The sequence below is a fragment of the Candidatus Pelagibacter communis genome (genome assembly GCF_001180105.1).
GTDB classification, from domain to species: Bacteria; Pseudomonadota; Alphaproteobacteria; order Pelagibacterales; family Pelagibacteraceae; genus Pelagibacter; species Pelagibacter ubique_K.
The window spans coordinates 40,675-48,620 of sequence record NZ_CVSO01000034.1 but is presented as its reverse complement, the minus strand read 5'-3'; the positions used below and the strand labels follow the sequence as shown (position 1 = coordinate 48,620).

Annotated in this window: 10 protein-coding genes; 2 read left to right on the top strand and 8 right to left on the bottom strand. The window is 28.5% G+C overall.

Annotated features, from left to right (window positions below; translation table 11 throughout):
- Positions 1–28: 28 nt before the first annotated feature.
- The 8 genes from AMN84_RS02115 to metX all read right to left on the bottom strand — a co-directional run bounded on the left by AMN84_RS02115 (position 29) and on the right by metX (position 5,798).
- A complete protein-coding gene (locus tag AMN84_RS02115; protein WP_075482963.1) occupies positions 29–574 on the bottom strand; it encodes an aldehyde dehydrogenase family protein in 546 nt (181 codons plus the stop codon).
- Entirely contained in the window at positions 571–1,683 is a 1,113-nt protein-coding gene (gene proB / locus AMN84_RS02110) for a glutamate 5-kinase (protein WP_075482961.1), read from the bottom strand. Before proB ends, AMN84_RS02115 begins: the two co-directional genes overlap by 4 nt.
- Positions 1,673–2,656, bottom strand: a complete 984-nt coding sequence (cgtA, locus tag AMN84_RS02105; protein ID WP_075482960.1) for an Obg family GTPase CgtA — start codon at positions 2,654–2,656, stop codon at positions 1,673–1,675. The genes proB and cgtA overlap by 11 nt, the downstream gene beginning before the upstream one ends.
- A 27-nt stretch (positions 2,657–2,683) precedes the next feature.
- Positions 2,684–2,938, bottom strand: coding sequence for a 50S ribosomal protein L27 (gene rpmA, locus AMN84_RS02100; protein ID WP_075482959.1), 255 nt, complete (start codon positions 2,936–2,938; stop codon positions 2,684–2,686).
- Positions 2,938–3,342, bottom strand: a complete 405-nt coding sequence (rplU, locus tag AMN84_RS02095) for a 50S ribosomal protein L21 (protein ID WP_075482958.1) — start codon at positions 3,340–3,342, stop codon at positions 2,938–2,940. The genes rpmA and rplU overlap by 1 nt, the downstream gene beginning before the upstream one ends.
- 62 nt (positions 3,343–3,404) lie before the next feature.
- On the bottom strand, positions 3,405–4,124 hold the full coding sequence (gene gloB, locus AMN84_RS02090; protein ID WP_075482956.1) for a hydroxyacylglutathione hydrolase: 720 nt from the start codon (positions 4,122–4,124) through the stop codon (positions 3,405–3,407).
- A gap of 1 nt (position 4,125) precedes the next feature.
- On the bottom strand, positions 4,126–4,680 hold the full coding sequence (metW, locus tag AMN84_RS02085) for a methionine biosynthesis protein MetW (protein ID WP_075482955.1): 555 nt from the start codon (positions 4,678–4,680) through the stop codon (positions 4,126–4,128).
- Entirely contained in the window at positions 4,680–5,798 is a 1,119-nt protein-coding gene (gene metX / locus AMN84_RS02080; RefSeq protein WP_075482954.1) for a homoserine O-acetyltransferase MetX, read from the bottom strand. The genes metW and metX overlap by 1 nt, the downstream gene beginning before the upstream one ends.
- Before the next feature lie 174 nt (positions 5,799–5,972).
- Between metX and hisC the strand changes: the two genes are divergently transcribed.
- Together hisC and AMN84_RS02070 are read left to right on the top strand one after the other, a co-directional pair.
- Positions 5,973–7,052, top strand: a complete 1,080-nt coding sequence (gene hisC / locus AMN84_RS02075; RefSeq protein ID WP_075482953.1) for a histidinol-phosphate transaminase — start codon at positions 5,973–5,975, stop codon at positions 7,050–7,052.
- Positions 7,049–7,945, top strand: coding sequence for a prephenate dehydrogenase (locus AMN84_RS02070; RefSeq protein WP_075482952.1), 897 nt, complete (start codon positions 7,049–7,051; stop codon positions 7,943–7,945). The genes hisC and AMN84_RS02070 overlap by 4 nt, the downstream gene beginning before the upstream one ends.
- The last annotated feature ends 1 nt before the right edge of the window (position 7,946 follow it).

The window sequence follows — 7,946 nt, the reverse complement described above, 5'->3', positions numbered from 1 at the left end:
ATTTTAAAAGATTATGTTAGCTTATTAACTAAATATAATGACAAAATTTTAAAACAAAATTTACATCTACCTTATTTTTCTTAAGAGCTTTTCTGAATAAGTTTGAGATAATCTTATTAGAATTAAAAGCCTCTGAACCTCCTTTTAATATTACACTATTTCCAGATTTAAAACATAAGGAAGAGACGTCTGAAGTTACGTTTGGTCTACTTTCATAAATAACTCCAATTACCCCAATAGGAATAGTAACTTTTTTAACCTTCAATTTGTTAGGTCGACTCCATTTAGAAACTACTCTATTTACTGGGTCTTTGAGTTTAATTATTTCTAATACAGATTTCCTGATACCTCCAATTTTTTTATCATTAAGCTCTAATCTATTTATTAAATTAATATCAAGTTTTTTTTGTCTAGCTATCTTCAGGTCCTTTAAATTTTCTTTTAAAATTTTGTCATTATATTTAGTTAATAAGCTAACATAATCTTTTAAAATTTTATTTTTTTTTTCTTTATTAATAATTTTTAATCCTGCCTTAACTGCGTTTGTTCCAATTCTATTTAAATAATTTTTCATTTACTAAATCCCACCATATCATCTTTATGAACTACTTCAGACTTAGTTTTATACCCTAATATTTTATTAATCTTGTCAGAATGTTGCCCTTTAATCTTGCTTATCTCTTCAGATGAGAAAGAGCTTAAACCTCTACCTAATTCAAAATTTTTCTCATCTACAATTTTTATATGATCCCCTTTATCAAAGTTACCTTTTATATTTTTAATTCCAGCTGCAAGAAGACTTTTTCCTTTTTTAAGAGCTATAATAGCTCCATTGTCTATCATCAACTCACCTTTTGGTGAGACAGAGCTTGCTATCCACTTCTTCCTTGCATCTAATTTTGAAATTTCTGGCAAAAACCATGTGCACACTTTGGATAAATTAATATGTTTTAATGGGTTTAATATTAAACCACTTGAGATCACCATTTTACATCCTGCTAAACCACATATTTTTGCTGCTTCAATTTTAGTTAACATACCTCCTGATCCGTATTCACCAGTTGTTTTATTTGCGATTTTAAATACATTCTCATCAATTTTTTTCACCTCTTTAATTAATTTTGCATCTTTATGAACTTTAGGATTTTTATTATAAAGCCCCCCAACATCTGAAAGTAGAATAAGACAATCAGCGTTAGATATTTGGGCAACCCTTGAAGCAAGTCTGTCATTATCACCATATTTTATTTCTGATGTAGCGATACTATCATTTTCGTTTACCACCGGTATAAAACCAATATCAAAAAGATTGTCTAATGTTCTTCTTGCATTTATGGCTCTTCTTCTTACTTCAGTGTCCTCAAGAGTAATTAATATTTGAGATATATCCATTTTCTTTTTAGAGAAGTTTTTTTTCAATAGATTCATTAATTCTATTTGACCTATTGATGCGACGGCTTGGCTCTTATCAATTTTAAGATTTTTTTTATCAAGATTAAGTTTTTTACATCCTAAAGCTATCGCTCCTGAACTTACAATTATAATTCTTTTACCTGCTTTTTTGAAACCCTGGATATCCTTTACAAAACTATCTAGCCATTTACTTCTAATCTTTTTTTTCTCATCAATTATTAATGATGATCCAATTTTAATAACTATTGTGTTTAATTTATCAAAATACATATTCTAAAAGTTTCGATTTAATCTTCGAAATTTTTGATTTATCTAAGGTAGATAAATCATAAATTTTTTTCTTGATTCTGCCACTTAAAATTTTCTTTTTTGAATCTAAATTTTTTTTATCAATAAGATCAATTTTATTAAGCACAATTATCTCGTTTTTTTTTAAAAGAGATTTACTATATTTACCTAACTCAGCTCTTATTTGTTTATACGATCTGATTAAATCTTTTTCTGTTACATCAATTAAATGAAGTAAGGTTTTACACCTTTCAATATGTTTTAAAAATTTTGTTCCTAAACCCACACCTTTGTGAGCGCCTTCTATTAATCCAGGGATATCTGCTAAAGTAATTTCTTTATCGTCATATACTGCAACACCCAAATTAGGGTTAAGGGTTGTAAATTTATAATTTGCGATTTTTGGGTTTGCGCTTGTTATTGATGCTAATAAACTTGATTTACCTGCATTAGGTAATCCTATAATTCCTATGTCTGCAATAGTTTTTAATTGTAACCATATCCAAAAATTTTCCCCCTTAAGCCCTTTAGTAAATTTACGTGGCGCTCTATTTGTTGAAGATTTAAATCTCGTATTCCCGAAACCACCCTTTCCACCTATTGCGGCTGTATATTCATCTTTTTCTTTTTTAAAATCGAAAATTAAAGTTTTATTATCCTCTTCGAATACCTGTGTTCCTATCGGAACTTTTAAGTATAAATTATCTCCACCTTTTCCAGTTTGATTTTTTCCTTTTCCATCACCACCTCTCTCAGCTTTGAAATGTTGTTGATATCTATAATCTATCAAAGTATTTAAGTTTCTCTCAGAGACAAGTACTACTGATCCACCTTTTCCACCGTCGCCTCCATCAGGGCCACCAAATTCTATAAATTTTTCTCTCCTAAAACTTGGAGATCCAGATCCACCGTCGCCAGCTTTAATATATATCTTTACTTGATCTAAAAATTTCATAAAACAACAGGGTAAGTTGTTTGTATATTAATTGGGTTTAACTGAAACGTAAGTCCTATCAGACTTTGATTTTTTGAAAATTACTTTCCCTTTTATCACCGAAAAGATTGAATGATCTTTCCCCATACCAACATTTTGTCCAGGGAAAATTTTTGTTCCCCTTTGTCTAACAATAATATTTCCAGGCACTACAAACTGACCCCCATATTTTTTGACTCCTAGACGTCTGCCCGCACTATCTCTTCCGTTCCTTGACGATCCACCTGCTTTTTTTGTTGCCATTATTTAACTTTAGTTGTTGTTTTTTTCTCTTCTTTTTTTTTGCTTACTTTAGTAATTTTCTCTGCCTCAGACAAGATCTTTCCGTCTTTTGACATAATTCTGTTTACTCTAATTAATGAGAATTGTTGCCTGTGACCGTTTTTTCTTCTTGAATTTTTACGTCTACGTTTTTTAAATATTAAAACAGTTCTATTTTTAGAATTCTTTAATAGTTCAGCCTCAACTTTTGCACCAGAAACAACAGGGTTACCTAATTCAATATTTTTATCATCTCCGTAAGCCAAAATCTCCTTGAATTCTATTTTACTGTTTGGCTTACCATCTGAAAATTTTTCAATTTTCAAAATTTCTCCAGCCTTGACTTTGTACTGTTTTCCACCCGTTTGTATGACTGCAAATGACATAAAATATTTTCTAAATTATGCTGCAATATAGTTCTAAGGTATTTATAGTCAAGTTATATCGATTAAAAATTATCCTTTAAATCACGTAATTTTGAAAATTCTTCCTGATTTTTTGCCCTTAAAAAAATGTTACAATTCAATTCATCTTTTATTGTAGATGGCACAGAAGGAAAGCCACTATCCAACTTTTTTTTTATATTAAGAATCTTTTTATTAAGTTCAGAATTATTTTGATCAAACCTTTGACAAAAAATTGCATTATTTAATGTATATTCGTGTCCAAAGTATACGTTTGTTTCAGGAGGTAAAACTTTTAATCTTAATAATGAATTAAACATGTCTTCGTAGCTACCCTCAAAAATTTTTCCACACCCCAAAGAAAATAATGTATCTCCAGTAAAAACTGTTTTTTCGTTAAAAAAATGAAAGCATATATGTCCAGAAGTGTGCCCAGGTACATGAATTACTTTAAATTCAAATATATCATCCTTCCAAATCTGATTATCTTTTAAGGGAATATCAATCATAGGAATTCTATCTTTATCATCTTCAAAGGCCAGGATTTTTGCGTCAAACTTACTTTTGAGGATATTGTTTCCATTAATATGATCACCATGATGATGAGTATTTAGAATATATTTTAAATTTAAACTATTTTTATTGATATACTCTAATACTGGTTTTGCCTCACCAGGATCTACCACACAAGCATCTTGATTTTTTTCATTGATTAACAAATAAGAAAAATTGTCGGTAAGACATTTTATTATTTCAATTTTCATTTTATTTTTCTAGTATAAAAATTCCTAATTCAGAAAACAAATTTTGAAATTTTAAATTTTTTAAGTTAATCTTAATATTTCTTTGCTTGCAATAATTTTCAAAATCTTTAATTGTACACATGTGCAAGTTTGGAGTATTATACCATTCATTAGGTAAATTTTCTGTAACTGGCATTGTACCCTTTAAAAGTAAATGAAGTCTTACTTTCCAGTGTCCAAAATTTGGGATTGATACAATTGCTTTTTTGCCAATTCTTAGTAATTCATTCAATACATTTTCTGGATCTAAGAAAGCTTGTAAAGTTTGACTAAGAATTACAAAATCAAAAGAGTTATCTGGAAATTGCTTCAAATCTTTTTCTGCGTCACCCTCAATAACGGTTAAACCTTTTTCAACACATTTTTGAACATTGGATTTTGACAATTCAATTCCTCTTATATCTTTACTGATGTTTTCATTAATATATTTCATTAATTCACCATTCCCACATCCCACATCTAAAATCTTAGCGTTTGTTGTGACTAATTTTGCGATATTATAAAATTCTTTCTTCATTAAATTTTTTCATAAGATTTGTTTAAAAAATTCCTTACAGTATTTAGGAAGTCTGGAACATCAAGTAAAAATGAGTCATGACCCTTGTCAGATGTAATTTCAACAAATCCAACATTTTTACCAATTGCATTAAGTGCTATTACTATTTCCCTGTTTTCAGATGTTGGATAAAGCCAGTCTGATGTAAAAGATATGATAAAAAATTTTGTATCACTTTTCTCAAAAGCTTTTGATAAATTGCCTCCAAACTTCTCTGTTAAGTCAAAATAATCCATCGCTCTTGTAATATATAAATAGCTATTTGCATCAAACCTATCTACAAAAACTGAGCCTTGATATCTCAGATAACTTTCTATTTGAAAGTCAGCATCGAAACTAAATTTTAAATCATCCCTTTCTTGTAACTTTCTACCAAACTTTTCTTGAAGACCCGCTTTAGACAAATAAGTTATATGTGCTGCCATTCTTGCAACAGCAAGCCCCTTATCTGGCTGTTTATTTTGCTTCTCATAAAAGCCATCATGCCAGTTGCTATCCGCCATTATTGATTGTCTACCAAGTTCATTAAGAGCAATATTTTGAGCTGAATGACTTGCTGTACATGCTATTGGAATAGCGGTGTGAGCCTTATTTGGAAAATTAGATACAAACTGAAGGACTTGCATCCCCCCCATTGATCCACCAACAACACTGAATAATTTTTCAATTTTAAAATATTCTAAGAGGTTATACTGTGCATTAACCATATCGTTTATTGTGATTACAGGAAAATTAGTTCCATAAGGTTTTTTTGTTTCCGGATTTATATTACTTGGTCCGAAAGAACCCATGCAACCGCCTATAACGTTAGCTGCAATTACAAAGTATTTATCAGTATCAATAGCTTTACCAGGTCCAAGGGCATAGTTCCACCAACCGTCTTTCTTTGTAATTGGATTTGTTCCTGAAGCAAACTGATCTCCAGTAAGGGCATGAAAAACTAATATAGCATTATCTTTTTTATTATTTAATTTTCCATATGTTTCATAAGCCAATGGAAAATCACTAATTGTCTGACCACAATCTAGTTTTAACGGTTTTTTAACAAATAATGTTTTTATTTTATCTTTTTCACTCATAATTTTTTGTGAATTGTGAGAAAAAAAAACTTATTTAGCGGTTTTTTTATAGCGCTCGCAATTCAGTTAAATCAGCGCAAAATTCTTTTATAACATGTTACTATTTATGTCAATTATATCCCGCAGAGGGTTAATTTTATTTAAATAACCAGTATATTATTTATATATATCATTATGCAAAAATTAAACTTCAGAAAAATAAATGTGCAAAGTTATGTGCCAGGTAAGTCAAATATTTTAAGAAAAAAAAATATTATTAAACTATCTGCAAATGAATCTGCACTTGGCCAATCACCTAAATCCAGAAAGATAATTTCAAGCATTAAAAAGCTGGATAAATATCCAGATAGCAAAACAAGAACTTTAAGGAGGGAAATCTCACAAAAATTCAAATGCAATTTTGATCAAATTATTTGTGGGTCAGGATCCGACGAAGTCATACAATTATTGTGTCAATTATTTTTACAAAAAAAAGATGAAGTTATTGTTCCTCAGTACAGTTTTTTAATGTATAGGATTTACAGCAGCATAATTGGCTCAAAAGTAATTTTTTCGAAGGAAAATAAATTTAAAGTTTCAGTCAAGGGAATTTTGGATAAAGTTTCGAATAAAACAAAAATTGTTTTTTTAGCTAATCCTAATAATCCAACAGGGACTTATTTAACAAAAAAAGAGATTCTTGAATTAAGAAAAAAACTTAGACAAAATATTCTTTTAGTAATTGATGATGCTTACTATGAATATATGGTAAATATAGATTATAAATCTGGGTTAGAATTATTTAAGAATAAAAAAAATGTATTTATTTTAAGAACATTTTCAAAAATATATGGCTTAGCTTCATTAAGAATAGGATGGGGTTATGGCTCTAAAGAAATTGTAAAGGAACTTCTTAAAATCAAACCACCATTTAACATAAACAAAATTGCAGAAATGGCAGCTGTTGAAGCTTTAAAGGACAAGTCTTTTGTTTCAAAATCTGTCAAACATAATTTAAGATGGGCTATTAAAATTAAAAAAACTTTAGAAAATTATAAAATTAAAACCAATAAAGTTTCAGCAAATTTTCTTTTATTGGATTTTGATTATTGCAAATACTCTGCTATTAGATTAAAAAAATTACTTGAAAAAAAAGGAATACTTTTAAGAAGTTTAGAGGCATATAGGCTAAAAAATAAATTAAGGTTAACTATTGGAAATACCAGAGAAAATACTCTTCTTCTTAAAACTCTAGAAAAAATATTTAAAAAATGATTAATAAGTTATTAATTGTCGGCTGTGGTTTAATAGGTTCATCGATATTAAAAAAGGTTTGTAAAAAAAAAATTGCAAAAAAAATATTAGTTTTTGAAAAGTCAAAAAAAAATCAAAGAGCCTTAAAGAGATTTAAGCTCAAATTTGAATTAATTAGAAGTATGGATAAAAAAATATCTGAATGTGATTTAATTATAATCTGTGCTCCACTAAGCGAATATGAAAAAATTTTTCTAGCATTTAATAAATATTCAAAAAAAAATATTTTGATTACTGATGTTGGATCTGCAAAGAAAGACACAATTACAAAAGTGAACAGAATAAAAAGAAAAGATATTAACTGGATTTCAAGTCATCCAATAGCAGGTTCTGAGGTATCAGGACCATTAAACGGTAGTGAAAACCTATTTGTTAATAAATGGTCAGTAATAATAAAACAAAAAAACTCTAAAACCAAAGAAATGAAGAAAATACTGAAATTTTGGAAGTTGCTAGGCTCAAAAACCGTAACCATGGATGCAGATCAACATGACAAGATATTTGCGATAACAAGTCATTTGCCACATTTGATCGCTTATAATTTAATTTTGACAGCAACAAATTTTAGAATTTCAAACAAAAATAATATTCTTAGATTTAGTGCTGGAGGATTAAGAGATTTTTCTAGAATTGCTGCCTCGAATGAAATCATGTGGAGAGATATCTTTTTTAATAATAAAAAAAATATGCTTAAAGTTATTGATCTTTTTATAAAAAATTTAAAAATATTTAAACAAGACATTAAATCAAATAGAAAAAATTTAGAGGTTAAATTAAAAAATTTAAAAAAAGTAAGACAAAAGATTATTCTCTTGAAACAAGATACTTCAAAACCAGATTTTGGAAGAATATAAA